Consider the following 26531-nt stretch of genomic DNA (forward strand, 5'->3'; position numbering starts at 1 on the left):
GTTTACGGCCCCGGAGCGCGGGCCGATTCCGCGGGGCTGGGCGAGGACGGCCCGCGGAGGCAACCGGCCGGGCTTCCGGGCTGTGGCACGCCGAGCTCAGATGTGCGGCACGAAGGCGTCCCAGGCCCGGCGGCGGTCCCCGCGCGGGTCGGACTCGACACGGTCGACGGCGTCGATGACCAGGGTCAGGCGCTCGGCCTCGTCGTAGAGCGGCCAGGCCGCATCCGGCACCCCGGAGGCCGCGAAACTGAGCCACCAACCCTGCATCCGGGCACCGATCCGCTGGAAGTCGCGGCGACCGCCGAGCGCGGTCATGCCGCGGCCGAACCAGCCGTCGAGCCGGTCGAACAGCGGGAACAGCTCGAGGCCGTGCGTAGCGTCGAGCCCCATCAAACGCACCAGGCGCGGCGCGGCATCGAAGCGGTAGAAGCGCACCGGGGCATACCGGGAGTGCCGTTCGCCCACGCGCACGCTCGGGTACCAGAAAGAAAAATCACCACCGAAATCGAGGGCGGGCCGCAGCGCGGGTATCCCGGGGTACTGCGCCCGCAGGCGCGTGCGAGCCTTCTTCTTGGTGTTCGCGAACACGGCGCGGATGCGCCCGGGCGTCGTGGCGAGGATGTCGATGCGCCCACTGAACAGCGAACCTTCCCGCGAGTTGGTGCCGATGATCAGCGGAATCCGGTGGGCACGGCCGTCGCGGAAGGCGTCGAGAGGTCGTTCAGGCAGGAAGTCGCCGTCGATCACGGGCGAGAGCGGGATCGTGCCGGGGTACCGGTCCGGGGCACGCCGGGTCAGGTCGCTCGTGGCCTCGGCCAGATGTGCCGGGTCGGCCTGCAGAAGCAGGGCAGCGGCATCCGTCGCCGTGGTGGTCGAGTTCGTCGGGTCGGCCTGCCCGGTGCGCCGGGCCAGGAGCCGCACAAAGTCCGTGGCCCACTCGGCGGTGACATCGGGGGCATAGACGGCGTTCGGTGGGGCGCTCTGCGCGATCGCGCGCTGGAAGAGTCCGGCGGCGGCCGGGACGGTCATCAGGGTGGTCACGGCGTTGGCTCCGGCCGATTCGCCGAAGAGGGTGACGGCATCCGGGTTGCCGCCGAACGCGCGAATGTTGCGCCGCACCCAGCCGAGCGCAGCCACCTGGTCGCGCAGCCCGAGGTTGCTCTCGAAGGCATGCTCCGCGGTCGAGTAACGGCTGAAGTCGATGTAGCCAAGCGCCCCCAACCGGTAGTTGAGGCTGACATAGACGATGCCGCCGCGCCGCACGAGCCCCTCACCCTGCCGGGGCACCTCCCGCGAGGACCCGACGCTGTAGGCGCCGCCGTGGATGAAGACCATGACGGGCCGCAGCCTCCGCGGGTCGACCGGTTCATCGGGAGCGATCACGTTGAGGTTGAGGCAGTCCTCGCTTTGCGGGATCGTCGGTTTCGCGCCGATGAACTGGCCGCGGTGGCTCTGCGTGGCGACCGGGCCGAAGGAGCTTGCATCCCGTTCGCCCGGCCAAGGCGCGGCCGGCTGCGGAGCGCGGAATCGGAGCTCGTCCACGGGGGCGGCCGCGTAGGGAATCCCGCGCCACTGGCGCACCCCGCGCACCCGGATTCCGTGCAGCAAGCCGGTTTCAATCCTCACCGAGAGTGGCTCTGCTTGGGCAGGCTGAACGGATGGTCTCACCGTCCGATCTTAATTGTTCACTACCATCGGGATTACGTACGACACGGAAACGAGAAACACATGGCTCTGCCCTGGACCCTGCACGGTGACGGAAAAACGGTCGGAGCCACGGATGTCGTCGGCCCCGGCGAGCGCCTGAACTGGCCGCTGACCATCGGAATCGGCACCCAGCACGTCATCGCCATGTTCGGTGCCACGTTCCTGGTACCGCTGCTCACGGGCTTCCCACCCAGCACGACGCTGCTCTTCTCGGGCATCGGCACCCTGCTTTTCCTGGTCATCACGCGCAACAAGCTGCCCAGCTACCTCGGCTCCTCGTTCGCCTTCATCGCGCCGATCACCGCCGCGACCGCGAGCGCGGGCATGGGCAGCGCCCTGTTCGGCATCATCGTCGTCGGCTTACTCCTGGCCCTGATCGGCGTGATCGTGCAGCTCACCGGCACCGGCTGGATCGACGCATTGATGCCGCCCGTCGTCTCCGGGGCCATCGTCGCCCTGATCGGCCTCAACCTGGCGCCCGTCGCCAAGTCGAACTTCGAGCTGGCCCCGCTCACCGCGCTGATCACCCTGCTCGCCGTGATCCTCTCGACCGTGGTGTTCCGCGGCATCCTGGGCCGGCTGTCCATCTTCATCGGCGTGATCGTGGGCTATGTGGCCGCCGTGGTGGCCGGCGAGGTCGACTTCAGCGGGGTGGGCGAGGCTGCCTGGATCGGCCTGCCCCAGTTCACCGCGGCGATGAACCCGTTCGCGGATCCGTCCGCCGCCCTCGGCGTGCTCCCGGCGTTCCTGCCGGTCGTGCTCGTGCTGGTGGCCGAGAATGTGGGCCACATCAAGGGCGTTGCCCAGATGACGAATGTGACGGTGAACCGCTTCACGGGTCGCGCCCTGATGGCCGACGGCCTGGCCACGATGCTCGCCGGCTTCAGCGGCGGATCGGGCACCACCACCTATGGCGAGAACATCGGCGTCATGGCGGCCACCCGCATCTACTCCACGGCCGCCTACTGGGTCGCGGGCATCACCGCGGTGCTGCTCGGGCTCTCCCCCAAGATCGGTGCGGTCATCAACACGATCCCGGCGGGGGTGCTCGGCGGCGTCACCACGGCCCTCTACGGCCTGATCGGCATCATCGGCGTGAAGATCTGGCTCGACAACAAGGTCGACTTCAGCAAGCCGGTCAACCAGTTCACCGCGGCCACCGCGCTGATCATCGGCATCGCCGACTACACCTTCACGGCCGGCAGCCTCAGCTTCAACGGCATTGCGCTCGGCACGGTCGCCGCCATCGTGATCTACCACCTGATGACGTGGGTGGCCCGGGTGCGCGGCACCGCACGGTAGCATCCGCGGCCCTCTGCAGCGCCGCAGGTACTGGCTCGCGGCGCATGTTCTGGCTCGCGGCGCACGGTCTACCGTGCGCCCAGCTCCACAGGGTGCGCCGCCAGCCTGACGGACCAGGTCGCGCAGTCATCCGGCGTTGCGAGCGTGCAGCGCCGTTCCGCACGTGGCGTGCCACCAGCGCAGCGGCGCAGCTACCGCGCGGCAACCGAGAGCGCCCGTTACGGCACGGAACGCTGCGAGGGAAGCGGAACAGGGACGCAGCGGGTCAGCGGTGCAGGGCCGGCACAATCAGGTAGACACCGTAGAGCACGGCCGCGCTACAGAGCACGAAACAGGCGTAGGCGCCCATCAGGGCGACCTGCTTCTGCAGAGGGCTCAGTGGGCCGGCGGCGGCCTTGCGCGCGCGCTTGGCCTCCTTGGCCGCACGCTTGGGGGTGAGCACGGTGATGGCTCCCGTGAATTCGGCCGGTTCGACCACGGGTACACGGCCGGAGGTGGTGAGCAACCGCAGCCCGAGCGAATACAGGCCCACCACGACCGCGGACGAGAGGAGCGAAGCGAGCGCGACGACGAGGAACGCAGACCAATCGATCACAACGCGACCTTCTTCTGATCCTTGCGAGAGGCCGTGCGGGAGGCCTTGCGGGGGGTCTTCCGGATCTTCACGACCCGCCCGGCGTCGTCGATGTCGTGCAGGTTGTCGTGCGTGACCCGGCTCTGGCGGGACCGGCGAAACAGCACGGCGATGACGAGGGAACCGATCACCAGGTCGAGCACGATGCCCATCGGTCCGATCAGGGCGAGTCCGGCCGCGAAGGCACCCATGATGGCCGCCGCCGGCAGGGTGAGCACCCAGCCGAGCGCGATCTGGCCGGCCATCCCCCAGCGCACGGTCGAGCCGCGGCGGCCCAGGCCCGAGCCGATCACCGACCCGGACGCGACCTGCGTGGTGGAGAGCGCGAAGCCGAGTTGGCTGGACGCGAGGATGGTGGCCGCGGTGCTGGTCTCCGCAGCGAAGCCCTGGGCCGGCTTGATGTCGGTGAGGCCGCGACCCATGGTCCGGATGATTCGCCAGCCGCCGGTGTACGTGCCGATCGCGATCGCGATCGCGCAGGTGGTGATGACCCACAGCTGCGGGCCGGTGCCCACGTCCTGCATCCCGCCGGCGATCAGGGTGAGGGTGATGACGCCCATGGTCTTCTGGGCGTCATTGGTGCCGTGTGCGAGGGCAACGAGCGACGAGGAGATGATCTGCGCGTAGCGGAAGCCGCCCCGGCCATCCGCCTTGCCGGAATCCCGCCGGGTGATGAAGTAGGCGAGCCTGGTGGCGAGGTAGGCGACGATGCCCACCGTGAGCGGGGCGATCAGTGCCGGCAGGATGACCTTGGCCAGCACGACGTCGTAGGCGACCGCCTGCGAGCCGACGCCGATGATCGTCGCGCCGATGAGTCCGCCGAACAGGGCGTGGCTCGAGCTGGACGGCAGGCCACGCAGCCAGGTGATGAGGTTCCAAACGATGGCGCCGATCAGGCCCGCAAAGATGATCTCGGGAGTGATCTGAACTCCGGCGTCATCCTTGTTGATGATGCCGCCGGAAATGGTCCTGGCGACCTCGGTGGAGAGGAAAGCCCCGACCAGGTTCAGAATGGCGGCGAGTCCCACCGCGACCTTCGGGCGCATGGCGCCGGTCGCGATGGGGGTTGCCATCGCGTTCGCGGTGTCGTGGAAGCCGTTGGTGAAGTCGAAAATCAGTGCGAGCGCAATCACAAGCGCAACGATCAGGGTGAAATCCACCGGCGTCTTCCTCTGAGTGTACGACAGCCGGGGTTATCTCAAGCTGCACCGCTGTGATAAGCCTGACACTCCCGGGGAAGCAGGTCAATTCAAACCGGGTCGACCACCGTGGCCAAGTCGGGGCCGAAGGTGTAGGTGGCCCGCACCGGAATGCCGGCGAGCACCCCCGGCAGCCAGTGCCGGGCGTCGTCCCACATCTCGTCCACCGGTAGCGCGGCCACGTCGAACCAGACTGGGTTCAGCTCGTCGGACTCGCGCGGGGTGCCGCTCCACTGCGTGCAGACGAACACGCTCGATTCCTGGCTCCAGGCCTCCCGGTGCGGAAACAGGTAGGTCAGCAGACCCAACGGGGTCAGGGCGGATGCCGCCACGACCAGGCCGGACTCCTCCTCGATCTCCCGCACCATCGCCTCCACGGCCGACTCCCCCGGCTCGAGCTTGCCGCCGAGGCCGACGATGTTGCCCCGGCCCAGTCCTTTCTTCTTGCGGCCGAGCAGCACCTGCAGGTCCCCCGATGGAGAACGCCGGGTGAGGTAGCCCACGCAGACCTGAGGAAGAGACATGAACCAATGGTAACGAGGTACGGTCCTGCTCCCGTTCAGGCCGGTTTGTTAGGATCCAAGTATGAACTTTGTGCCGGAATCCGGAACCATAACCATGTTCACGACGACCTGGTGCGGCTATTGCACCCGCCTGAAGACCCAGCTGGTCAAGGCCGGCATCGCCTACACCGAGATCAACGTGGAGGAGGTCGACGGCACGTCCGAGCTGGTGATGAGCCTGAACAACGGCAACCGCACGGTTCCGACAGTCCTCTTTCCGGACGGCTCCAGCGCGACGAACCCGTCGCTGGCGCAGGTTCAGGCCAAACTCGCCTGAGTCGGTCCCGGAACTCACGAAGGGGTCCCGGTCGAACCTCCGCCAATCGGCGGAAATCGATCCGGATCCCCTCAGCGCCTGGTGCGGGTTTAGCCGAAGAGCACCGCGGCCTCGTCGTAGCGCGCCTGCGGCACGGTCTTTAGACCGATGGTCGCTTCCGCGATGCTGACGATTTCCATGTCGGTGCCTCGCAGGGAAACCATGGAGCCCCACTGGCCGGCGTAGACGGCGTCGACGGCCGCCATGCCGAGGCGGGTGGCGAGCACCCGGTCATAGGCCGACGGAGCGCCGCCGCGCTGGGTGTGGCCGAGGACGGTGGCGCGGGATTCGATGCCCGTGCGCTCCTCGATCATCGGGGCGATCATCTCGCTGATGCCGCCGAGGCGGGGGCGGTTGAACGCGTCGAGGCCCTTGGTCGAGAGCGCCTCCTCCATGCCGGCGAGCTTGAAGCCCTCGGAGACGACGAGCACGGGTGCGCGGCCGCGGTCGCGCACGTGCATGACCCAGTCGCAGATCTGCTCGATGGTCTGGGGCTGCTCCGGGATCAGGATGGCGTGGGCGCCGCCGGCCATGCCGGAGTGCAGGGCGATCCAACCCACGTGGCGGCCCATGACCTCGACGATCATGCAGCGGCCGTGGGATTCGGCCGTGGTGCGCAGTCGGTCGATGGCCTCGGTGGCGATCTCGACGGCGGTGTTGAAGCCGAATGAGTAATCGGTGGCTTCGAGGTCGTTGTCGATGGTCTTGGGAACGCCGACGATCTGGAGTCCGGCATCCGTCAGTCGGCGTGCCGCGGTGAGGGTGCCCTCGCCGCCGATGGCGATAATCGCGTCGATTCCTTCCGCGTCCATCGTCTTCTGAATGTTAATGGGGCCGCCGTTTTCACCCTCGAACGGGTTCGTGCGGGAGCTGCCGAGGATGGTGCCACCCTGACGGGAGAGACCGCGCACGCTGTGCCGGTCCAGAGTCATAAAGTCGCCCTCGACCAGGCCTTTCCATCCGTTGCGAATGCCGACGAATTCGGCATCGAGGACGCGGATGCCTTTAAGGACGGAACCGCGAATAACCGCGTTCAGGCCGGGGCAGTCTCCGCCGCTGGTGAGGATACCAATTTTCATTTGTCGTTGCTCCTTGTTGCACAAGTGATCAGATTGGCGCCCACACCGCCGCCACTCAATGATGGACCCCAAACGAGGCCCGGTTCAAATCCACGCCGGTGAGGGGCGCGTTCTACAACTCCCCGTCGAGTGCCAGGGTCAGCAGGTAGATCAGGGCGCTGGCCTGCACGGAATCGGCGGACGAGATCTCGTCGACGGTGCCGTCCAGGGCGCGGGCCGCGAGGCCCTGCTTGCTGCCGATGAGTTCGGCGATGCGCGCGTCAATGGTGTGGGCGGCGATGATCCGCCACGCGGTGACCGGCTCGTCCTGGCCGATGCGGTGCACCCGGTCGATGGCCTGTGTCTGCTCGGCGGCAGTCCAGCTGAGCTCGGCGAGCACGACGTTGGAGGCGGCCTGGAGGTTGACGCCGACTCCGGCGGCAGAGAGGGAACAGACCACCACGGCCACCCCCTGGTCATCGTTGAAGGAGTCGATGGCGGCCTGGCGGGCCAGTGCGCTTTGGTCGCCGCGCAGGGAGACCGTGCGCAGGCCGCGCTTGGCGAAGATGTCCTCGGCGGCATCCATCACGTCGATGTGCTTGGCGAAGAAGACGACCTTGCCCACCGAGTGCGCCAGCTGCACGGCGTAGTCTGCCGCGAGGGCGGCCTTGGCCTGGCCGATCTTGCGCACCATGGTGAAGACGTTCTCACCGGTCGTCTGCCCCTTCGACTCCTCGAGTTCGGCGTGGGCAACCGCGCGGATGAACGCGGCTCGCTGCTCTCCCTCGAGGACGGGCGGCGTCTGGCCCGGATGGCGGGCGGCGACGAGGGAGTGGTACCGGGTGACCAGGCGGGCGGCGAGCTCCCGCTCGGCCTGGCGGATGGAGCGGCCGAGGTCGTCGTCCAGCTCGACCGGGATGTCGGCGATGCGCTTGGCCGGCAGGTCGGCGGCGACGTCGACCTTGCGGCGGCGCACGATGCCAAGGTCGATCACCGCGGCACGCGCGGCGCTGTAGAACCCGGAGTCGGCCGGGGTCAGCCCGATCGCTTCGAGCTTCTGCATGAGTCTGGGGGCCGGCTTGTCGCCGTCGAGCCAACCGAGGAACTGCCAGATCGCCCGGAAGTCGTCGACGTCGTTGATCAGCGGGGTTCCGGTCAGAGCCATCAGCAGCGGGTTGCCACCGGGCGTGCGGCGCCGGATCTGCTCAGCCAGGGCCAGCACGTGCTTGGAGCGCTGCGACTGCAGGTTCTTGATGAAGTGCGCCTCGTCGACGACCATGCCCTTGAAGCCCAGGGTGCCCAGCCAGGTGCGGTGCCGGTCGAGCACGTCGTAGTTGACGATGACCACATCGGCGAAGGCGTCGAGCGTGTCGCCGTCGCCGTGGATGACGGTGGCCCGGCGGTTCGGCGTCCACAGTGCGACCTCGCGCACCCAGTTCATCTTGACGACGTTGGGAACGATGGCCAACAGCGGGTAGGCCCCGCTGACGGATGCCGCGAGCAGGCTCTGCGCCGTCTTCCCGAGCCCCGGCTCGTCGGCAAGCAGGTAGCTGCGGTGGCCCAGGCGCGCGCTTTCGACGAACCGGGCCTGGTGGCGCATCAGCTCCATGCCGCGAGGCGAGAGCCGGTCGACGCGGGGTGCCTCGGGCAGGTCCATGCTGGCGGCCTGACCGCCGGAACCATACTCGAAGGATTTGAACAGCGGGCCGATGAGTTCCCAGTTGGCCAGGCGACGGCCGGAGACGACCGGCTGGGCCGTCGCGGCGCTGAAATCGGGCGCGAGGAACGGGTTGGCGAGCTGGCGAGCCTTGACCGACTGAGGGATGACCTGGTTGACCGGAATTTCCGGCTTGGCCTCGGCCTCGCGGGTGATGATCAGTTCGTCGGGGGTGAGTTCGGCGCCGGACTCAAGCAGCCAGTCGCGGCGGAACCGCTGCGCGACCGTGGACACGCCGGCATCCGGTTCCAGCAGGGTGATCAGGCTGGTGTCGCGGGCCGCGGTCTTCGCCAGGATCTGGGCGATGCCGTCAAGGCGTTTCAGCAGTTCCGCGCGGTTCGCGTCGGTGAGATCCTCGTCGCCCTTGACCCGCGCACGTTCCTCGCGCATGAGCAGCGCGATGACCTGGTACTTGGTGCGGTTGGTCGGGCCCAGCTTGGCGCCGACCTGCGCCTTCGCCTCCACCTCGCGCACCTTGCGGGCGAGGATGGGAATGATGGGGGCGTCATCGTCGCGGGAACGAGGTCGCTGCCGAGCGCGACCTTCGGCGGCAACACGGTTGTTCGAACCGGCGGCCTGGTGGCGGGTGTAAGCCATTCTTCTCCAACTTCACAGCAGCACAGCAGACAAAGGCCGTGCTCGACGTGGTGCGGCATCCGTGGACACCGGTGCGATCGATACGTCGAAGCCTGAATCGAGCAACGTGCCAACCCTATTTGCGCCACCGGCATTTGGGATGCAGCGGCACGGTCAAGACGGTAATCGGGCTTTTTCGACGCGAATACAGTCTACGCCCGCTGGTCAATCCCGATGCACCGGCACCTTGGTGACGACCCCGACGAGGATGAAGACCAGCGCGGCGATGAACTGGGCGGACACCCAGCCCCGGCCGGATAGGTCGATGACCACGATCGGGTTCCAGAGCACCGCGATCGGCACGAGACCGATCAACCACAGCCAGACCTTCGCCTGGATGGCGAAGACGCAGAGGATCATCGCGAGGATGCTGACCGCGTAACGGATGATGATGAAGCTTTCGGAGTCCAGCAGCGCGAGCCCGCCGAGCAGGATGACCGCCCCGAGCAGACCGGGGGCCAGAGCGGAACGTGTGACTGTGGGTTCGACCGGGGTGCCCATCAGACGCCTCCTCCTCCTCCTCCGCCGCCGTCTCCACCGCCGCCGACCGAGCCACCTCCACCCGAACCGGAACTGGAGGAACTCGACGCGCTTCCCGACCAGGAGGCCGAGGTGGAGCTCGTGAACGAGCTCAACCCGGCGGCGAACCAGACCGGGTTGAACGGAGCGAACCCAGCGTACCAGTCCGGCTGCGCGTCACTCCGGGCGTAGTGGTCACCGAGAACCTGGGCCCACTCCTTCTCCTGACCGAACAGCACCGCGAACGGCAGCAGGTGCTCATAGAGCTTCAGCACCTGCCCCGGCTGCCCCGGATCGGGCAGGCCGAGAACGGATGCCGGGTCCGGCCGGTAGGGCGACCTCAGCGCTCCCTCGGGGCTCTGCAGCACTCGCAGGCGTTCGGCCTGGGCTATATCGATGTACAGCTTCACACCGACCAGAGTCAGAATGCCGGTGAGCACAGCGACGACGAGCAGCCAACGGGGCAGCCGGCCACCCTTCCTCTCCCGCAGCCCGTCGGTCAGCACCTGCTCGGTGACCGCCTGGAGCTGCTTGGCCAGCCCGGCGCCCAGCTTGGTGTCCTTCGTCTTGAGGTCGCGGCTCGTGCCCGCGTGCAGCCCCGGGAACAGCAGCCGGAGCACCGCCTGCTCGGCCGGGTCGAGGTCTCTGGTGTGCAGCAGCTCGAGCAGGTAGTGCTTTGTGCCCTCCCCCTCCAGGACCCGCACATTGCCACGCACAGCGAAGCTGAGCAACTGGGCGGTCATGGCCTTGGCGCTCGTGCGCATCACGTTTCCCGCCATGAGCAGGTTGACGCCCTGCGGCCGCAGGTACTCGGCGACGACGGTCGGCCGACCCGGTGCGTTCCGCCAGCGGGTGGCCCGGGAGGCGACGGCGAGACCGGCGCCGAGCAGGCCGATCAGGGCCGCTGCGAGGCCGATACCCGGGAAAGGGTTCGCCGTGAACGACTGGTCGCGGGGCACGAAGGTGCCAGGTTCGAACCCGACGGCCAGAGTGAGCCCCTCGGCCGAGCCAAGTGCCCCGGCGGTGACGTCGAGCGTGACGTCGACCTGTTCGCAGGTGATGACATAGGTCTGCGCGCCATGCACGAAGACATCGGTGGCGATCGTCACCGGCGCAGGCTGTTGAGCACCACGAACAGGCTGGAGAACACCATCAATGCGGCGGAGATCAACGGGTTGATCAGGTTGAACACGACCAGCGGCAGCACCGCCCGGCCGTAGCAGAAGGTGCATACCAGGGTACCCCTGATCACGCGCAGGGTGCGTCGGGACAGCCGGATGACGTCGGGCATGGTGCCAGGTGGTCGCACACGATGGTGACGTCGCTGGCAGACGACAGAATACCCCTCCGGGGTATGTGAAATCGCGATACTGTAGACCCATGATTGACGACATCAAACGGCGTGCCCTGCACCGTGCCCGCATCCTCGAGGGTCAGATGCGTGGTTTGGAGAAGATGATCGAGAACGAGGATTACTGCATCGACATCCTCACGCAGTCCCTGTCAATCCAGAAGTCGCTCGGCTCGCTCAACAAGCTCCTGGTGGACAATCACCTGCAAACCCACGTGACCGAGATGTTCGAGGCCGGGGGCGAGGCTCGGGGGACCGCCATCGCGGAGCTGCTCAAGGTCTTCGAACTCAACAACAACCGAGGCTGAAGCCGGCAGCACCCGCCGCGTTGACATCACCGGTGGAATCAATTAGCGTCTCTGAATGCTCCAAATCCGGGCATCGGTCGTTCCCCCGAGACGAATTGGTTTTCCCATTGACTTCAGAATCTGCATCCCTGCCTAACCTTCCCGGCCACACCGAACACCACGACATCACGAATCTGGTCGGCGAATACCGCCAGCGCCAGCTCAATCTCTTCCGTGAGCGCCAGCTGGAACTCGAGCCCGACGAGCAGATCTCTGCGCACCTTCCCACGCACTAGCCACTGCGCCCGAGCCACTGCTTAGACTCGCCCCACATCAGATCTGCGGGATCGGCATCGCGTTGCTCGCAACTTTTTCATGGTGCCTCGCCGTGACCGCACCGGCCCCTGAGTGAGTCCTCATCGCTTCGCGGCGTCGCGCGCCCACGATCGGGTCCGACGGCACCGCGTGCACGCGGGTCATCACCGGCGAGGCGGCGAGTGCCCTTGTCAAGGCCCGAGCCGCACGAGTCATGCGGCGCCTCCAGCGATCACCGTTTGGTATCCGGCAGATGGTGTGGCCAACTCAGGAGATCCGCTCGGGGCATGCCGGGCATCCGCGCTGGTTCCGCACTAGTCTGCGGCGGCTGGCGGACCCAGGCGGCGGATGTCCTGAGTTGGCCACACGCGCGGGCTCAGCCGGGCCTGACCGACGTAAGCGTTCGGGGCGCCAGAATCGCCGTCGACTCCGTTCGGGCTGAGTGGCCCCAGGGCCTCGGACTCGGAAAACCGGGCGGTTGGAACGCGGTTTCATACCGCGTCGAGGGCCCGGTCAGGTCAGGGGCCGGTCAGGTCAGAGGCCGGTCAGGTCAGGGCCCGGTCGGGTCAGGGCCCGGTCAGGTCAGGGCCCGGTCGGGTCAGAGCCCGGTCAGGTCAACCTCGGTGAACTCACCGCTCAGGCGGCGCGCTCGGCGACCGGCCGGCCCGATCCGGGGGCATTCGGGGCAGTCGTGGCGTTCGCGTTCGTCACGGCCACCTCCACGGCAGCCTCCCCTACGGCGGCCGCCGTGATCCGATTGGCCATGCCGGTGAAGATGACGCCGTGGAAGGGCAGGATCGCGAACCAGTACAGCCGACCGCCCAGTCCCCGTGGGAAGAAGACGGCGCGCTGACGGTACACGGAGCCGCCGCCCGGCGCCGGATCCGCCGTCATCTCCAGCCACGCCCGGCCGGGAACGCGCATCTCGGCACGGAGACGCAGGAACCGGCCGGTGTCGATGCGTTCGACCCGCCAGAAGTCCAGCACGTCGCCCGTATGCAGGTGGTCGGGGTTACGACGGCCGCGGCGCAGGCCGACCCCGCCGACGAGCTTGTCCATCCAGCCGCGGATGGCCCACGCCAGCGGGAATGAGTACCAGCCGTTGTCACCGCCGATGCTCTCGATCACGCGCCACAGGGCTTCCGGCTTCGCGGCGGTGTGCTTTTCCTTGAGGTCGGTGTAGACGAGGTGCCCGGCCCATTCGGGGTCGCTGGGCAGCGGGTTGCTCGAAGCGCCCGCGATCGACGCGTTCCGCCAGCTGGTCTCGACGTCGCCGTCGCGCATGCGACCGAGGGCCAGGCGCACGGCGGTGCGATACCCGGTGAGGCCCTCTTTCGGCTGGGGAATGTACTGGTCGATGTCGCGCTCGTGAACCACACAGTCGTTCTGCAGACTCGCGATGATCGGCACGGCAAGGCTGCGCGGGATGGGCGTGACCAAATTGACCCACTGCGATGCGAGCCAGGGCGTGAACACGGGCAGGGACGCGATGGGGCGCTGGCGCAGGCCGGCCTCGAGGGCGTACCCGTTCATCATCTGGCCGTAACGCAGCACGTCGGGGCCGCCGATGTCGAAGGTGCGGTTGACGTCGGCGGGAAGCTCCGCCGACGCGACGAGGTAGTAGAGCACGTCACGCACGGCGATCGGCTGGATCTTGTTGCGCACCCACTGCGGCGCCGGCATGTACGGCAAAACGTCGGTCAGGTGCCGGATCATCTCGAACGACGTGGAGCCGGACCCGATGACCACCCCGGCCTGGAGGGCTGCTGTCGGCACACCGGACTCCACCAGGATGCGGCCGACCTCTGCCCGGGAGCGCAGGTGCTGGGACAGCTCCTCGGTGTCCGGGTGCAGCCCGCCCAGGTAGACGATGCGGGAGACGCCGGCCGCGGCGGCGGCCGTAGCCACATTCGTGGCCGCGAGGCGTTCCGTGCTCTCGAAGTCGCCGCGGGTGCCCATCGAGTGCACCAGGTAGTAGAGCATATCGACCCCGGTGACGGCGGATCGCACACTGGCCAGGTCCCCGAGGTCACCCTCGGCGACCTCCACCTGTTCGACCCACGGGACATCCTTCAGCTTCTGGGGTGTGCGCACGAGCACGCGCACGGCGTAGCCGGCTTCCAGCAGCAGGGGAACGAGCCGGCCGCCGATATACCCGGTAGCGCCGGTCACAAGTACACGTCGTTGCGTCGTCATAGCGAAAGCCTAGGGGCGGATGCTGGACTGACGCCGAGGATCGGGCAAACAGCCGCGCCGTGCCGAGCTGCGGCTGTGGGCCAGGGCTGTGGATGACTCGCGCGGGCGCGCGCAGAGTGCGGCATCATCGCCGAATGACACTCCGACTCGATCCCCGGTATCCGGTCGTCTGGCGCTCGCCCGACATCATCCAGGTCGGCGTCGACCGCCCGTTGGTCGTGATCACCGCCCTGAGCCCGGGACTCGAGCGGGTGCTCGCGGCCCTGTTCGTGGGGGTGCCCCGCTCCGGAGCCCTGATGATCGGGCGGGAGGGCGGGGCCTCCGACGAGGCCATCCTGGCGCTGCTCCGCGCCCTGCGGCCGGCTCTTCTGGTCACCGCCGAGAATGTTCCGGGCCCGGCCCGGATGCCCGAACCGGTCGCCGTGGCACCGCCGCCCAGAATCTGCGTCGACGGGTGCGGGCTCACGGCGGACCTGATCCGCACCCTGATCGGCACCCTGGGTCTGACCCTGGCCAAGACCGACGACCCCGGCACCGGGCTGGCCGTGGTCCTGGGTCACTACGCCCTGGAACCGGAGCGGCACGGGCGCTGGCTGCGCCGGGACATCCCGCACCTGCCCGTTGTCTTCAGCGACAGCGAGGTGCGGATCGGACCCCTGGTCGAGCCGGGGGTTGGCCCCTGCCTGTACTGCCTGGAGCTGGCGCACATGGATTCCGACCCGTCGTGGGCCGCCCTGGCCTGCCAGCTGCTCAGCCGCCGGGCACCCACGGAGACCCCGCGGGCCGGCATCGATGTGGCCGCCCTCGTCGCCGGGATCGGCCACGACCGGCTGGTCCTCCGGCGCTCCACCCTCACGGAGACCGCGCTCGTCTTCGACGTGGCGTCCGGCACCCTCAAACGTCGTGGCTACCGGCCGCATGAGTCGTGCGGCTGCCGCACCGTTCCCGGGAACGTGACCGCGCTGCCCGGGGCCGGGCGCCCCGTCCGCGACTGACCGGACAGGTCCAGGTCAGACCCGGTCGCAGACACGGGCCCAGATCAGGCTCGGGCGAGCCGGATGCCCCGCTCCGGCCCCACGACCAGGGTCAGGTCGAGCAGCGGCCGGGCTTCGGCCCAGCCGCCCTCACCGTGCAGCAGGTAGTTGCCCTGCACCACCACGAGGCGCCGGCGTTCAGCCGGGCGACCAGCGCCTCCCCCACGGTCGACTTTCCGATCCCGGGGCGCCGGCCAGGCCGACGAGGGTGCGCGAGCCGGCATCCGTCGCCTGCCGGGTGCGTTCGAGTTCGACCGCCCGGACGACCGCGACAACCTCGTCCAGGCTACGGAGCAGGGCCATCAGGTGCTCTCAGCCGACCGGGCGGTCGAGTCGGAGGCCGGGCGCGGAGTCGAAGACGAACCGGGCCCAGAGGCGGTAGCCGAGCGCGCTCGGGTGGAACTCGTCGCTGGCGAAGAAGCCCTCGACGTAAGGCGGCGGGGTCGGGATCGCGACGACCCCGTCGAGACCCACGACGGCCAGGCGGGCGCCGGTGTCGAGGCTCGCGGCGTGCCGCGCGAGGGTGGCGCGCAGGGGTTCGGGCAGCAGCGCGAAGCGGTCGAAGCGCGGCATCAGCGACACGAGCACGGCCGCCTGCGGCGCCGCGGCCCGCAGGGCGAGCACGATTCGACGCACATCGTTCGTGAAGGCGTTTCGGGAGCGCAGCCCCAGCGCATCGTTCGCGCCGATGGTCAGCAGGGCCAGGTCGAAGGGCACGGCGGCGGCGTCCGTCAGGAAGCGCTCGCGCACGTCCCGGGCCGTGGCGCCGTTCTCACCGATCGCCCGCCAGGTGCTGCCGCGGCCCCAGCGCTCGGCCACCTCGTGGGCGATCCAGCCCGGCAGGGCCTCGCTTTGGGTCTCGGCGCCCACGCCGGCGGCGGTCGAGTCGCCGAGCACGAGGATGCGCAGCGGGTCGGGGCCGGGCCGGGAACCGGTCCACGGGAGGGCGGCGTCGGGCAGCCGGGGCGTGTCGCGGCGCAGCCGGCGTGCCTGCGTCACCAGCAATGGCGCGTAGGGCACCGCAGCCAGGCGGGTGAACGGAAAAGTGGGCACGCCCCGAGGCTACCCCGCGCCGGTCTCAGGAGCCGCGGGCGGCGGGCGCACGCACGCCGCGGGCGCCGATCTCGGACAGGAACCGGGAACGCTCTCTGGGGCTGCGCTGCTGGTGGCCCGCAGCAGACCAGCTCAGGGACAGCCGTTTGCGTGCCCGGGTGATGCCCACGTAGAGCAGCCGGCGTTCCTCGTCGATCTGCTCGAAGGTGCCTGCGTAGCTGATCGGCACGAGTCCCTCGGACAGACCGATCAGGAAGACGGCGTCCCATTCGAGGCCCTTCGCCGAGTGCAGCGTCGCCAGGGTCACCGCGGACACCGTGGGTTCGTGCTGGCCGGCCTGGCGCTCCATCAGCTCGTCGGTGAACTGGCGGAATGTGGTTTCTGGGGCTGCCTGGTCGACGAGGCCCATGATCGCGTTAAGCGACTCCCACCGGTCGCGCACCGCGCCCTGGGCCTCCGGCGCACTCTGGCTCCAGCCGAGGGAGCGCAGCACGTCACTGACGGATTTGAACAGCGGTTCGCCGATGATCGAGACGGATGCCGCGCGCAGCTGCATCACCGCCTGCTTGACCTCAGCCAGGTCGAAGAAGCGCTTCGACCCGCGGATCTGATAGCTCACCCCGACGTCGCCGAGGGCAGTTTCGAGGAAGGCGGCCTGCACGTTCACCCGGAACAGCACAGCGATGTCCTCCGGGCGGGTGCCGCCCTCGATCAGCTCGACGATGTTCTGGGCGACGCCGCGGGCCTCGGCCATGTCGTTCGGGTACTCGCGCACACCCGGCTCGGTGCCGATTTCGCTGGCGTGGGCGCGCAGGGTGAGGGCGCCGGTCCGCCCGCGCATGAGCTGGTTGGCCGTGGCGACGATCGACCCCGTCGACCGGTAGTTCTGCTCGAGGCGCACGACGGTGGCGTCCTCCCACCGCTTGGGGAAGTCGAGCAGGTAGTCGCTGCGGGCGCCCGCGAAGGAGTAGATGGTCTGGCTGGCGTCCCCGACGACGCAGAGGTCGCGGCGCTGGCCCAGCCAGAGCGAGAGCAGGTCGTGCTGAAGCGGGGAGACGTCCTGGTATTCGTCGACGACGAAGAAACGGTACTGCTCGCGCACCTGTAGGGCGACGGATGGCTCGGCCTCGATCATCCCGGCCATCGCCAGGAGCACATCCTCGAAGTCGATCTGCTTGCGGTCGTCCTTGAGGCGCTCGTAGGACTCCATCATGGCCAGCACCTGGTCCACGTCGAGCCGGCCGGGCAGGCTGCGCTTGGCGATGCCGGCCCCATACGCCTCAATGCCGATTCCGGAAATCTTTCGCCACTCGATCTCCGCGGCCAGGTCGCGCAGGGTGGCCGTGTCCAGCTTGAGCTTCAGGGTTTCGGCGGCGTGCCCGAGCAGACGGCCCTTGCCGTCGAGGATGCGGGGCGCCTGGCCGCCGACGACGTGCGGCCAGAAATAGTTCAGCTGCGACAGGGCCGCCGAGTGGAACGTGCGGGCGGCGACGCCCCCGGCGCCGAGTTGGCGCAGCCGGCCGCGCAGCTCCGCGGCGGCGCGCGCCGTGAAGGTGAGGGCCATCACCCGGTTCGGCGAGTACGCGCCGGTCATCACGCCGTAGGCGATGCGGTGGGTGATGGCCCGGGTCTTGCCGGTGCCGGCGCCGGCGAGCATGCACACCGGACCCACGAGCGCCTCGGCCGCCACCCGCTGCTGGTCGTCGAGGCCGGCCAGCAGGGAACCGGCGGTCAGCGCCATCCGTGCACCTTGTCGGGGCCGAAGTCGAGGGGTTCGCCGAGCCAGTGCTCGATGATCACCCGGGCGATCGAGGAACGGCCGGGCAGGATGATGACGTCGCCGGAGGCCCGTAGCTCGTCGCGGCTGAACCAGCGCAGGTCGAGGATCTCCTCCCCGTCGGGGAGCAGGGCCGCCGGAGCCTGGCCGTCGGCGAGCCGGGCCGTGAAGCCGAACATGATCGAGGCCGGGAACGGCCACGGCTGGGAGCCGAGGTAGACCGGGTCGGCCACGCGCAGGCCGGATTCCTCGAACATCTCCCGGATGACGGCCGCCTCGAGCGACTCGCCCGGTTCGACGAAACCGGCCAGGAGCGAGTAGCGGTTGCCCTCCCAGAGGGCGTTCGAGCCGAGCAGGATGCGGTCGTCGGCGTCGGTGATCAGCACGATCACGGCCGGGTCGGTGCGCGGGAACACCTGGCCGCCGCAGTCGGGGCAGCGCCTCGTCCAACCGGCGTTCTCGATCAGGGTGGCCGTGCCGCAGCGCGGGCAGTGGGCGTGAGAGTCGTGCCAGTTCACGACGCCGAGCGTCTCGGTGAACAGTCCCGCGTCGCGGTCGGACAGGGTGGTCGCCACAGGGCGCAGGGACACCCAGAGGGACTCGTCGGGTTCGAGCGCCAGGGCCTCCTCGTCGGTCAGCACGGCCGCGACCAGCGGGGTGCCCACGGGCTCCGGCGCATCTTCGGCCAGGGAACGGCCGAGGTAGAGCCGGAACTCGCCGGCGGGAACTCGGTCGGGAGCCAGTAGGCGCAGTCGGGCGGGGGCGGCGGCCTCCATCAGCGCGGAGCCTCGCCACAGCACGAGCAGGCGCGTGCCGGCATCCGTCTGCAGCGTGTTGAGCAACCCGGGGGTGGCGCGCGCCTCGCCGTCACGGTCGACCGCGTGACGGGAAAGCGGCAGACGGGAGGTGAACGCAAACGACATGGTGCTCCTCGGTCTCGGACAGACTGCCGAAGTTGTGTCGAGGCGTGGCGAACAACCGCGCCGAGGGGAAGTCGACCTAACCTAGAAGTATGGTCAGATCACCTCTCACTCTAGCCGCGCTGGCCACTGCCGCCGTCCCCGGTCTCGACGTCGTCCAGGTGCGTCTGCACGGCACCGTCGCGCGTTCTCGAGGAGCCAGCGGCGCGTTCGAATCCGCACTGCTGATCGACCGCGACGACCGTGCCCTCATCATCCGGGTCCCCGCCTCGCAGGCCGCCGAAACCGAGCAGTCCGCCGATCTGGTAGCCCTGCGCGCGCTCACCGTCGGCAACCGCAGCCGGCTCCCCTTCGACGTGCCGCAGTTCGTGGGCCAGGCGCCGCTCAGCGGCACCCGGGCCGTCGTCTACGAGTTTTTGGAGGGCGATTCCTTCGACGCGGATGCCCTCACCGGCCACGCGGGCGTGTCCGGTTCGATCGGCCGCGCCATCGCCGCGGTGCACTCACTGCCGACGGCCTTCGTCGGCACCGCCGGGTTGTCTCAGCAGAGCGCTCAGGAATGCCGTACCGGAACCATCGCCTTGATCGACCGGGCGGCCACCACCGGCTACCTGCCCGCCGCGATCCTGCGCCGCTGGGAACAGGCCACCGACGACGACGGGCTCTGGCAGTTCGCGCCCTGCGTGGTGCACGGGTCGTTGTCGGCCGACTCGTTCCTGATCACCGACGACTCCGTCTCCGGGGTTCTCGGCTGGTCCGCCCTGAGCGTGGGCGACCCGGCCCGCGACCTGCACTGGCTGCTTTCCTCCCGCGGGGCGGCCGGCGAGACCGCCGTCGCGTCGTACGCGTCGGCCCGCCAGGGCAACGACCCGAGGATCACGCAGCGCGCGATGCTCTACGCCGAGCTGGAGCTGGCCCGCTGGCTGCTGCACGGCACGGACACGCGCAGCCAGGGGATCGTCGACGACGCCGTGGCCATGCTCGACGGTCTGGTGGACAACGTGCACCAGGCTACGTCGCATCCGTTGTCACCGGCCACCGGCCCGATCCTCGATGTTGCCGGGGTGGAGAGCATGCTCAAGTCCACACCGCGCGGCATCCCCCGCCGCGACCTGGGTGGTTCCATGCACACCGACGCCTACAACCTGTCGGAGTTCGGCGGCGAGTTCGAGGACGACGACGAGACCGGCTCCGGTTCGGGTCCAGGCTCGTCGTCATCGTCATCGTCATCGGCCGACGATGCCACCACCGGCGCGCTCGACACCGTGGGCGATACCGCCTTCAATCGAACGGACGACCAGGCCCGCACCAGGTCCTCCTCGGAGTAGAGCCGGTCCGGGGCGACGATCGTGTCGTCCGCGACGAAGTAGAACACCGCGTCGACGATCTCCGGGTCGATGCCCTTCCAGCGCGCATAGGCGAGCCGGTACAGGGCCAGCTGGGTCTGCTTGAGCTCGAGGTCCGCGGCGCTCGAAGGCGCCCGGCCGGTCTTCCAGTCGACGACCTGGTAGCCCGTCTCGGTGCGGTAGACCGCGTCGAGCTTGCACACGAAGACCTGCCCGGCCAGCACGTGGTGGATCTCGATCTCGACCTCTTCGGGCTGCACCGACGCCCACGGCGAGTGCTCGAAGGTGCGCTGCAGCCGTTCGAGCTGGGCCTGCTCCAGCGGCTGGTTCTGGTCGAGGTCGAGGTCATCGGGGCCCTGGTCACCGAGGTCCAGTTCGCTCTCGTCCGCGTCGATCAGGTCGCCGCCCGACGCCCCGCCGGCGCGCTGTTCCACCCAGGAGTGGAACAGGGTGCCCAGCCGGGTGGCCCGGTACGGTCGCTCGGGCATGGGGCGGCGCAGGGCGGCGGCCACCCCCACCGGGTCGTCGATGTAGTCCTTGAACCGGGAAGCCGGAATGCGCGTGGGCAGCGGGACGGCGCCCGCGCCGGCGAGGCGCAGCATCCGTTCCTCGAGCAGCAGGGTGACCGCGTGGGACCACCGGGTGTCGCGTTCGCTCTGCGCTTCGGCGCGCACCCGGGCGGCCGCGGCCTCGACGAGGGGCCGCCGCGTGCCGAGCGGGTCGAAGGGCCAGTGCTCGTCGACGCCCTCCCCGGTGTCGGGTTTCTCGTCGTGCTCGCTGCCCTCCGGCAGCGCGGCGATCAGCCCGGCCTCGGCGAGCTCTTCGAGGTACCGACTGGGGGCGCGCACGGTGCTGCCGCCGCCCCAGTACGATCCGGTGAGCAGCAGCTCCTCCTGGGCGCGGGTCGTGGCCACATAGATCAGGCGCCGCTCCTCGTCGTCGTGGCGGGCGGCGAGCTGCTCTTTGTAAGCTTGAAATTCTGTGTCGAACGACAGCTGGGTCTCATGCTCCTGCCAGGCGAGCTCGGGCAGCTCGGCCCGGTCGCCGCGGAACGGGTAGGGCAGCTCGCCGAACTTCAGCCAGCCGGCCCCGTCCCGGGTCTGAGCTGGCAGGCTCTTCTCGGTCAGGTTGGGGATGGCCACATAGTCCCACTCGAGCCCCTTGGCCCCGTGGATGGTGAGCAGTTGCACGGTGCCGCTCTCGCCCGGCTCGATCCGCGGGCCCAGGTCGTCGTAGGCGGCGGCCCTGCCCAGCCAGCGCAGGAAACCGGCGAGGCTGCCGACCTCGTCGCTGGCAAGGAAGGCGGAGACCGTGTCGTGGAAAGCGTAGAGGTTCGCGAGGCCCAGGCCGTTGGCCTCGTTGGCGACAAGTTCCACGTCGAGCAGGAGCTCCTGCTCGATCAGCCGCACGAAGTCCAGCAGCGGCAGGCCGGCCCGCGCGCGCAGCCAGGCCAGCTGGCGGCCGGCGGCCCGCACCCGGGCCCGGCCGGTGTCGCTGAAGCCCGCGAGCTGCCCGTGGGTCTCGGGGGCGGCAGCCACGAAGTCGAGGGCGTCGACGAGCGACGCGCCCTCGTCGACGGCGACGGATGCCCGCATCTTGTCTTTGAGTTCCTGTGTCACCGCCTGCTGGGCCCAGTCGTGTGCCGCCAGCCAGCGCGCCACGGCCGCGAGGTGCTGCAGGTCGCGGGGGCCGACCCGGTAGCGACCGCTGGCGAGCAGTCGCACCAGTTCGCTGCCGGCGGCGGGATCGTGCACGACCCGCAGCACGCAGATGACGTCGGTGACCTCCGGGGTGGAGAGCAGGCCGCCGAGGCCGAGCACGTGGGCGCGGACGCCTTGCTCCCGCAGCACCTCGGCGAAGAACTCCATCTCGCGCCGGGCCCGGAAGAGCATCGCGCCGGACTTGTCAGTGCCGCTGGTGAGGCGCGTGGCGAACCAGTCCGCCACGACCCGGGCCTCGTCGGCGATGGTCTCCAGCATCGACGCCTCGACCCGCCCGTTCGCCTTACCGGCCGGCACCGCGAGGGTGTCGACCTGGATGCCGTCGGGCCGGGCCCGGAGCGCCTCGCTCAGCGGCGCCACCAGCGCGTTCGCGGTGTCGAGCACCGTGACCGGGTTGCGCCAGGTGACGGAGAGGCTCATCGACGGCGACTGGCGGTTGGAGAGTCCGGCGAAGCTCTGCGAGAAACCCAGCAGGTTCGCCGAGCTGGCCCCGCGCCAGCCGTAAATGGACTGGTGCGGGTCACCGACGGCCATCACCGGATGCCGGCTGAAGAGGGTGTGCAGCAGCTCGGTCTGCAGCACCGAGGTGTCCTGGTATTCGTCGAGCAGCACCACCCGGTACTGGTCGCGGTAGCGAGCGACGACCTGCAGGGTCTTCTGGCAGACCTGCAGGGCGAGAGCCACCTGGTCGGAGAACTCGATCAGCCCGAGCCGGCGCTTCTCCACTGCGAAGCGTTCGGCGAGCTCGAACAGAACCGGCAGCGGCTCCACCGCCGCGAGTGACTCGGCGACCGAGGCATACGGGATCTTTTTGCGCGGGTTGCCGTAGGGCAGGTCTCGCAGATAGCCGAAGCCGGCGGAGAGGCCGGTCAAGTCGTGCGGCGCGGCCGGAACGCCTGGAACAACGGGCGGGGGGTTCTCGGCGAGGGAACGGCTGAAGGCAAGCACGGCATCCGTCACCGCGTCGAGCTTCTTGCCGAAGGGTACGAGCCGGCTGTCGCCGTGCTCGATCACCACTCGGCGGGCCAGCAGCCAGGCGCTGGTCTCGCTGAGAAGCACCGACTCGGGTTCGCGCCCGAGGAGCAGGGCGTTGTCGGTGAACAGGCGGCTGGCGAACGAGTTGTACGTCGACACCGTGGGCATGTTGAACAGGTCGGAGGAATCGATCGTGACCACCCCCGCCGCGGGCGCCGGCGGCTTCGGCAGCAGCCCCTGCGCGTCGAGCTGGTCGATGCGGTCGCGGATGCGCTCGGACAGTTCGCCGGCGGCCTTGCGGGTGAAGGTGAGGCCAAGGATCTGGTCGGGCCGGGCGTGCCCGTTGGCGAGCAGCCAGAGCACCCGGTTGGCCATGGTCTCGGTCTTGCCGCTGCCGGCCCCAGCCACCACGAGGGTGGGCGTCAACGGCGCCTCGATCACGGCCTGCTGTTCATCCGTGGGGGGGAACATGCCCAGCGTCGCAGCGATCTGGCGGGCCGAGATGGGCGGCGGGGTGACGGACTGGTTCATGAGCTGACCTGCTTGATGACGTGGATTCGGCAGGACCCGTGCGAGCGCGGGTCGAGGCAGTGGGAACTGATTTCGGCGAGGAAGGTGGCGCCGCCCATGCCGGCGGCGTCCCAACCGACCCGGCTGCGGAAGGCCGCAAGCTCCTCAGGGGTGAAGGTGGACTGGGTGGGATTGCGGTAATTCTGCTTGACCGTGCCGCTGGACACGATCAGGAGGCGAGCGCCGGCGAGCGGCATTCCGGCGGGGATGCCCTCGATGGCACCCTCGCTGAACGCGAGCTGGTAGGCGCCGAGCTGCGGGTGCAGGGCCACCCCGGCGTCGCTGATCGGGTCGCCGCGGCCCGTCTTCAGGTCGACGATGACCGCCCGCCCGTCGCCGAGCCGCTCGACCCGGTCGACCGTGCCGGACAGCACGGCGCCGTCGACGTCGAGCTGGAAGGTGCCCTCCGCGCTGAGCAGGCTGCCACCGCCGTGTTCGAAGTCGAGCAGGTAGGAGGCGAGCCGGTCGGTCAGCGCGCGCGCCTCGACTTTCTGCACCCCGGACTGCCAGTCGGCATCGAACTGAAGCTCACCCCAGCGCGCCTCGACGCCCTTCCAGAGCGCGTCGGGGCTATGAGTGGTGGAGTCCTCCATCACCTTGTGGATGATCGTGCCGAGGTTCGCGGCGGTGTTGGACGTGCCGCCGCCGACCTGCCCGATCACCCAGTGCAGCGGGCAGGTCTCGAAGGCCGCCATCCGCGACGGCGAGACGCGCACCGGGGCGTCGCCGGCCTCCCGGTCGTTGAGCGGGCGCACGGTGCTGGGCTCGTTCAGGCCGTACCACTGGTCGGGGGCGGCACCGACCACGTTCTCCCGGGCCAGCCGGGCCAGGGTCGCTGCGGCATCCGTGGCCCGGCTCGCGGCCTCGTCGCCGTGGGCCGCGGTGCCCCGGGTCAGATCCCGGCGGAGCCGGCCCACCAGGCCGCGCAGGGAGAGCGGGTAGCGGCTGATGTCGCCGGGCTCCGGAGCCGTGCGCGGTGCGGGCTTCGGCAGCAGCCGTAAAAACACCGACGGCTGGTTCTCCTCGTTGTCGATGGCAGTCACCAGCAGTTCGCTGCGGGCGCGGCTGGCCGCCTGGGCGAACATGCGCAGCTCGTCGTGCAGCACGGTGGTGCGGGCGCCGGCCTCCTCCGGGCGCCGGCCGGCGGCGAGCGCGGCCAGGTCGCCGGCTCCGAGCAGCGAACCACGGATGCGCAGGTCGGGCCAGACGTTCTCCTGCACCCCGGCGATGACGACGACGTCGAATTCGCGGCCGATCAGGCCGCTCGGGGTGGACACGATGACCGCGTCGCCCAGCGCGCGCGGGGCGAGGGTGTCTTCGGGCACGTCGGTGTCGACAAGGTGTTCGAGGAACAAAACCGGCGGGGCGGTCGGGGTGCGCTCCACGTAGCGCTGCGCGGCGGAGAAGAGCTCCACCACGGCGTCGAGGTTGTGGTTGGCCTCGTCGGCGACGATGCCCGTGCCGGTGGACTGGTCCTTCCACTCCCGGGCGAGGCCGCTTCGTTGCCAGAGACCCCAGAGCAGTTCCTCGATCGTGGCGCCGGCAGCGTATTCCACGGCGGCCGCCCGAAGGCTCTCCCCGCAGCTGGCGGCCCGGCGGGCCGTGCGGTTGTCGATGGCGGCGAACAGGCCGGGGTCGCCGAGGGCCTCCACCAGGAGCTCGTCGGCGGAGCGGTTCCGGTCACTGCTGAGTTCCTGTTGGCGCAGCGCGGCACGCAGGCGCCGCAGGGTGATCGGGTCGAGGCCGCCGAGCGGGCCGCGGAGCAGCAGGGTCGCCTCCTCGGGCCCCAGGGGTGTGCGGCCCAGGGTCACCTCGAGCGCGAGGATGAAGGCCCGCACGGCGTAATCGTCGCGGAGCGCGGTCTGCGCCGACGACACCTGGGTGGGCACCTCGAGCGCGGCGAGCCCCTTGGACAGGGCGGGCACGAGCGAGCCGCTGCGCACGACGACCGCCATCTGACCCCACGGAATGCCGCCGAGCACGTGCCGCTCCCGCAGCCAGCGGGCGATCACGGCGAGCTGGTCGGCGGGGCTGTCCGCGAGCATGGTCTGCACGGGGTTCGGCTCCCCGGCAGGCTCGGCCTGGTCCGCCTTCCCTCCGGGCTGGACTGCCTGCGCGGCCGGGTCAGCCACGCCGACGGCGAACCGTTGCGTGCCGGCCGAGGCCGCGCCGATGCGGTGCGTGAGACCCCGCACCACCCCGCGGATGGCCGCGTCGTGCCGGTACACCGTGCTGAGAACCAGGGACGGCAGCACGGCGCCGGACAGGTACGCGCCCAGCCGGCCGAGGGCATCCGGGTGGGCGCCGTGGAAGGAACCGGTGCTGATATCGGGGTCGCCGAACGCAATGACGCCCACGCCGCGCGCCGCGAACTGGGCGAGGAGGGTCAGGTTGGCCTGGGTAAGTTCTTGCGCATCGTCGAGCAGGATCAGGCGCAGGCTGCCGAGCGAGCCGAGCGCCGCGGAACCGGCCGGGGCCCGGGCCACGATGGCCGCGGCGAACTGGGCCAGTTCGGTGGAGTCGTACTGGCCTGGGCGGGACTGGTCTTTCACGTCGTCGTAGCCGCGGATGAACTCGGCCGCGGCCACCCACTCCGGGCGCTGCTCGCTGCGGCCGAGAGCCGCGAGCGCCTCCGGGGTGACGCCGTATTCGACGGCGCGCATCATCAGGTCGCGCAGCTGCGTGCGGAACCCGCGCAGGCTGCGCACGTCGGCGCCGAGGCTGTCGGGCCAGTCCGGTGCGGCGTGCCGCGACTCAGGGTGTGACTCGATGTGCTGCGACCCGCCCTGCGCTTCGGCCTGCTGCGCTTCGGCGTGGTCCTGCCGGTGCCCCTCGAGCAGCTCCGCGATGATCTGGTCTTGTTCGCCGCCGGTGAGCAGGGTGGGAGCCGCGCCTCCCGCCCGGGCCAGGGCATCCCGCACGATCTGGAACGCGACCGAGTTCGCGGTGCGGGCCAGCGGGCCGTTGGTGGGCACGCCGAGGCGCAGCGCAAGCCGGTCACGCAGGGCCGTCGCTCCCGTGCGAGTGGGCACCAGCACAAGCACCTCGCTGGGCGAATACCCGTGGCCCCGCACGCACTCGGCGACGAGTTCGACCAGCGTGGTGGTCTTGCCGGTGCCGGGTGCGCCGATCACGGAGGCGCTGACTCCCGAGGTGTGGCGTCGACCACCGGGCAGGGCAGGCTGCGCTACCAGCGCAAGAACGGCGCGTTGCGAGTCGTCGAGAACGACCGTTTCTTGCTCGGTACGGAGCGGGAGTCCCAGGGTTGTCACGTTTTCAAACGTAACGGGTTGCGCCGACAGTGAACGATGTCGGCCCGGTGCGCGGTTCTGTCG

The 26531-nt window shown here is 69.6% G+C and carries 21 protein-coding genes and 1 pseudogene; 6 read left to right on the top strand and 16 right to left on the bottom strand.

Annotated features, from left to right (window positions below; translation table 11 throughout):
- Positions 1-96: 96 nt before the first annotated feature.
- Positions 97-1626, bottom strand: coding sequence for a carboxylesterase/lipase family protein (locus E3O47_RS14935; protein ID WP_241986221.1), 1530 nt, complete (start codon positions 1624-1626; stop codon positions 97-99).
- Positions 1627-1728: 102 nt separating this feature from the next.
- On the opposite strand from E3O47_RS14935, the gene E3O47_RS14940 reads away from it, so the two are divergent.
- Positions 1729-3009, top strand: a complete 1281-nt coding sequence (locus E3O47_RS14940) for a solute carrier family 23 protein (protein WP_134400810.1) — start codon at positions 1729-1731, stop codon at positions 3007-3009.
- 265 nt (positions 3010-3274) lie between these two features.
- On the opposite strand, the gene E3O47_RS14945 is transcribed toward E3O47_RS14940, so the two are convergent.
- From E3O47_RS14945 to E3O47_RS14955, 3 genes are all read right to left on the bottom strand, one after another.
- The gene (locus E3O47_RS14945) at positions 3275-3604 is read right to left on the bottom strand and encodes a peptidase (protein WP_134374666.1); all 330 of its coding nucleotides are present in this window, start codon (positions 3602-3604) and stop codon (positions 3275-3277) included.
- Positions 3601-4803: an inorganic phosphate transporter gene (locus E3O47_RS14950; protein WP_134374668.1), complete on the bottom strand. Its 1203-nt coding sequence runs from the start codon at positions 4801-4803 to the stop codon at positions 3601-3603. Before E3O47_RS14950 ends, E3O47_RS14945 begins: the two co-directional genes overlap by 4 nt.
- Positions 4804-4892: 89 nt before the next feature.
- On the bottom strand, positions 4893-5366 hold the full coding sequence (locus E3O47_RS14955) for an 8-oxo-dGTP diphosphatase (RefSeq protein ID WP_104101066.1): 474 nt from the start codon (positions 5364-5366) through the stop codon (positions 4893-4895).
- 61 nt (positions 5367-5427) lie between these two features.
- Between E3O47_RS14955 and E3O47_RS14960 the strand changes: the two genes are divergently transcribed.
- Positions 5428-5682, top strand: a complete 255-nt coding sequence (locus E3O47_RS14960; protein WP_104101065.1) for a mycoredoxin — start codon at positions 5428-5430, stop codon at positions 5680-5682.
- 89 nt (positions 5683-5771) lie between these two features.
- On the opposite strand, the gene E3O47_RS14965 is transcribed toward E3O47_RS14960, so the two are convergent.
- The 5 genes from E3O47_RS14965 to E3O47_RS16090 form a co-directional block, all read right to left on the bottom strand.
- A complete protein-coding gene (locus E3O47_RS14965; RefSeq protein ID WP_104101064.1) occupies positions 5772-6800 on the bottom strand; it encodes a 6-phosphofructokinase in 1029 nt (342 codons plus the stop codon).
- A 112-nt stretch (positions 6801-6912) separates the two neighbouring features.
- On the bottom strand, positions 6913-9093 hold the full coding sequence (locus E3O47_RS14970; protein ID WP_134421107.1) for a DEAD/DEAH box helicase: 2181 nt from the start codon (positions 9091-9093) through the stop codon (positions 6913-6915).
- Between the two features lie 204 nt (positions 9094-9297).
- Complete coding sequence (locus E3O47_RS14975) at positions 9298-9633, bottom strand: DUF6804 family protein (RefSeq protein WP_134342074.1); 336 nt, start codon at positions 9631-9633, stop codon at positions 9298-9300.
- The gene (locus E3O47_RS14980) at positions 9633-10760 is read right to left on the bottom strand and encodes a DUF2207 domain-containing protein (RefSeq protein ID WP_166785410.1); all 1128 of its coding nucleotides are present in this window, start codon (positions 10758-10760) and stop codon (positions 9633-9635) included. Before E3O47_RS14980 ends, E3O47_RS14975 begins: the two co-directional genes overlap by 1 nt.
- Positions 10757-10942 carry a cation-translocating P-type ATPase gene (locus E3O47_RS16090; protein WP_166785411.1) on the bottom strand — a complete coding sequence of 62 codons (186 nt, stop codon included), beginning with the start codon at positions 10940-10942 and terminating at the stop codon, positions 10757-10759. Before E3O47_RS16090 ends, E3O47_RS14980 begins: the two co-directional genes overlap by 4 nt.
- A gap of 89 nt (positions 10943-11031) precedes the next feature.
- On the opposite strand from E3O47_RS16090, the gene E3O47_RS14985 reads away from it, so the two are divergent.
- Both E3O47_RS14985 and E3O47_RS16095 read left to right on the top strand, forming a co-directional pair.
- Positions 11032-11310, top strand: a complete 279-nt coding sequence (locus E3O47_RS14985; protein WP_104101060.1) for a metal-sensitive transcriptional regulator — start codon at positions 11032-11034, stop codon at positions 11308-11310.
- 107 nt (positions 11311-11417) lie between these two features.
- On the top strand, positions 11418-11585 hold the full coding sequence (locus E3O47_RS16095) for a hypothetical protein (RefSeq protein ID WP_158252085.1): 168 nt from the start codon (positions 11418-11420) through the stop codon (positions 11583-11585).
- Positions 11586-12240: 655 nt separating this feature from the next.
- Here the strand turns inward: E3O47_RS16095 and E3O47_RS14990 are convergent.
- Positions 12241-13800, bottom strand: coding sequence for an SDR family oxidoreductase (locus E3O47_RS14990; protein ID WP_134421111.1), 1560 nt, complete (start codon positions 13798-13800; stop codon positions 12241-12243).
- Positions 13801-13934: 134 nt separating this feature from the next.
- On the opposite strand from E3O47_RS14990, the gene E3O47_RS14995 reads away from it, so the two are divergent.
- On the top strand, positions 13935-14795 hold the full coding sequence (locus E3O47_RS14995) for a TOMM precursor leader peptide-binding protein (RefSeq protein ID WP_134421113.1): 861 nt from the start codon (positions 13935-13937) through the stop codon (positions 14793-14795).
- A 177-nt stretch (positions 14796-14972) separates the two neighbouring features.
- Here the strand turns inward: E3O47_RS14995 and E3O47_RS16100 are convergent, their stop codons facing one another.
- Genes E3O47_RS16100 through nudC form a run of 4 tightly spaced genes read right to left on the bottom strand, consistent with a single transcriptional unit; the run spans position 14973 to position 18587 of the window.
- A complete protein-coding gene (locus E3O47_RS16100; RefSeq protein ID WP_158250268.1) occupies positions 14973-15137 on the bottom strand; it encodes a hypothetical protein in 165 nt (54 codons plus the stop codon).
- 9 nt (positions 15138-15146) lie between these two features.
- Positions 15147-15887 (bottom strand): SGNH/GDSL hydrolase family protein, encoded by a 741-nt coding sequence (locus E3O47_RS15000; RefSeq protein ID WP_134342083.1) that lies wholly within the window; start codon positions 15885-15887, stop codon positions 15147-15149.
- 25 nt (positions 15888-15912) lie between these two features.
- Positions 15913-17628 (bottom strand): ATP-dependent helicase, encoded by a 1716-nt coding sequence (locus E3O47_RS15005; protein ID WP_134421115.1) that lies wholly within the window; start codon positions 17626-17628, stop codon positions 15913-15915.
- The gene (nudC, locus tag E3O47_RS15010) at positions 17619-18587 is read right to left on the bottom strand and encodes an NAD(+) diphosphatase (RefSeq protein ID WP_104101054.1); all 969 of its coding nucleotides are present in this window, start codon (positions 18585-18587) and stop codon (positions 17619-17621) included. The genes E3O47_RS15005 and nudC overlap by 10 nt, the downstream gene beginning before the upstream one ends.
- An 89-nt stretch (positions 18588-18676) precedes the next feature.
- Between nudC and E3O47_RS16700 the strand changes: the two are divergent.
- Positions 18677-19438, top strand: a pseudogene (locus tag E3O47_RS16700) (phosphotransferase); the annotation flags it as partial.
- A gap of 284 nt (positions 19439-19722) precedes the next feature.
- Here E3O47_RS16700 and E3O47_RS15020 read toward each other — a convergent pair.
- Both E3O47_RS15020 and E3O47_RS15025 read right to left on the bottom strand, forming a co-directional pair.
- Positions 19723-23157 carry an ATP-dependent DNA helicase gene (locus E3O47_RS15020; protein ID WP_134421119.1) on the bottom strand — a complete coding sequence of 1145 codons (3435 nt, stop codon included), beginning with the start codon at positions 23155-23157 and terminating at the stop codon, positions 19723-19725.
- Positions 23154-26468: an ATP-dependent DNA helicase gene (locus E3O47_RS15025; RefSeq protein WP_134421121.1), complete on the bottom strand. Its 3315-nt coding sequence runs from the start codon at positions 26466-26468 to the stop codon at positions 23154-23156. The genes E3O47_RS15020 and E3O47_RS15025 overlap by 4 nt, the downstream gene beginning before the upstream one ends.
- Positions 26469-26531: the final 63 nt, after the last annotated feature.

The organism is Cryobacterium sp. TMT2-17-1, from assembly GCF_004402765.1.
Lineage (GTDB): Bacteria > Actinomycetota > Actinomycetes > Actinomycetales > Microbacteriaceae > Cryobacterium > Cryobacterium sandaracinum.